Below are 1,819 nucleotides of genomic sequence, written 5' to 3'. Positions count from 1 at the left end.
TTGGGCAATCTTGAGGCGCAAAACCGCATCGGCGCGTTTTACGCGAACGGCCTCGGCGTCAAGCAGGACAGCAGTGAGGCGGCCGCATGGTTCCTCGGCGCCGCCGAGAAAGGCCACGCCGCTGCGCAAAGCAATCTCGGCGGCCTCTATGCCAGAGGGTTGGGGGTCGAAAAGGATTACGCGAAAGCGATGGAATGGTTCGGGAAGGCGGCGACGCAGAACAATGCCGACGCCTTTAACGGTCTGGGCGGTCTCTATCTCGACGGCAAAGGCGTTGCGCGTAACGAGGAGGAAGCCGTGGCATGGTTCCGCAAAGCCGCCGACGCCGGCAATGCCGCCGGACAAAACGTGCTGGGCGTCTGCTTTGCCAAAGGGCGCGGCGTGAACAAGGATTACGCCGAAGCCGTGCGCTGGTATCGCAAAGCCGCCGAACGCGGCAACGCCGACGCCCAGAACAATCTCGGCAACGCCTATGCGCGAGCCGAAGGCGTGCCGCGCGACGATGTGAAGGCCTATATGTGGATGGATCTGGCAGCGGAACAAGGTTTCGCCCAAGCCATCGCCGACCGCGACGCCCTCGCCCGCACCATGACGCCGGAACAGATCGCCGAAGCCCAGAGGCTGAGCCGCGAGTGGCGGCCTGACGGCGAATATAGCCAAGCCCAAAAATCTCCCCTGTCTTCTCCAGAATGATGGAGAGAGGGACTCTTTCTGAGATTAAGGCTGGAATTTACCGGACTTGACTATAGACCGCCGCTTCGCCTAAAGCCTGTCGATCACCAAAGCCAGCGCGGCTTCGGCGGCGTCCAGTTCCTTTTGCAAGGCGGCGTGGGCGGCGTTGAGCTTCTTGAGGTGCGCGGCGTCGTGGGCCTCGCCGAAGCAGGCGGCGATGTCGCCTTCCAGCATATGCTTGCGCTGGGTAAGATCGGCGATGCGTTGTTCCAGCTTAAGCGCCTCCCGCTCCGCGTCGGGCGCGGGCTTCCCTTCCTGCGGTTTGGGGGCGCGGGCGTCCTGCTTCAGCTTTTCGCGTTCAAGACGGCGCTGGCGAATGACGAGCTTGCGATAGGCATCAAGATCGTCGTCGTAGGGTTTGCACTTGCCGTCCGCCACCAGCCACAATTGATCGGCGACGCATTCGACCAGATGCGTGTCGTGGCTGACGAGAATGACTGCGCCGCTGTAATTGTTCAGCGCCTGCATCAAGGCTTCGCGGGCGTCCATGTCGAGATGGTTGGTCGGTTCGTCGAGCAGCATGATATGCGGCGCGTCGAAGCTCATCAGGCAAAACAGCAGCCGCGCTTTTTCGCCGCCGGACAATCCGCCCGCCTTGGTGTCGGCCTTGTGCTTATCGAAGCCGAAGCGACTGAGCATGGCGCGCACCTTGACTTCGGACGGCTCCTGCATCGCGGCGCGAAGCGTCTCGAACGGCGTCAGGCTCACGTCCAGCTCGTCCGTCTGGAACTGCGCGAAATAGCCGACCTTGAGCTGGCCGGATTTGTGAATCGCACCTGCCATCGGCTTCAACCGGCCGGAGAGGATCTTCACCAGCGTCGATTTGCCGTTGCCGTTCGCGCCCAGCAGGGCGATGCGGTCGTTGTTGTTGACGGTTAAATCCAGATTGCGAAGGATCGGCTCGCCCGCGATATAGCCCGCGTCGACATGCTCCAGCCGGATCAGAGGCGACTTCATTTCCTTCGGTTCGGGAAAGGTGAAGGCGGTGACGCGCTCCGCCATCACGGCATCGACGATGTCCATGCGCTCGATGGCCTTTAGGCGGCTTTGCGCCTGCCGCGCCTTGCTGGCGGAGGCGCGGAAGCGA

2 protein-coding genes are annotated in these 1,819 nt (G+C 62.5%); one reads left to right on the top strand and one right to left on the bottom strand.

From position 1 onward, the window contains the following. Positions 1-693 (top strand): tetratricopeptide repeat protein (locus Q1J43_RS00035; protein WP_301100233.1); only part of this gene is annotated, 693 nt, incomplete at its 5' end. A 69-nt stretch (positions 694-762) separates the two neighbouring features. Here Q1J43_RS00035 and Q1J43_RS00030 read toward each other — a convergent pair. Further along, positions 763-1,819, bottom strand: a 1,057-nt coding sequence (locus Q1J43_RS00030; RefSeq protein WP_301100232.1) for an ATP-binding cassette domain-containing protein, incomplete at its 5' end; no start/stop codon positions are given.

It is taken from the genome of Propionivibrio sp., assembly GCF_029255185.1.
Lineage (GTDB): Bacteria > Pseudomonadota > Gammaproteobacteria > Burkholderiales > Rhodocyclaceae > Propionivibrio.
The sequence above is the reverse complement of the archived record's forward strand: the minus strand, read 5'-3'. Positions and strand labels throughout refer to the sequence as shown.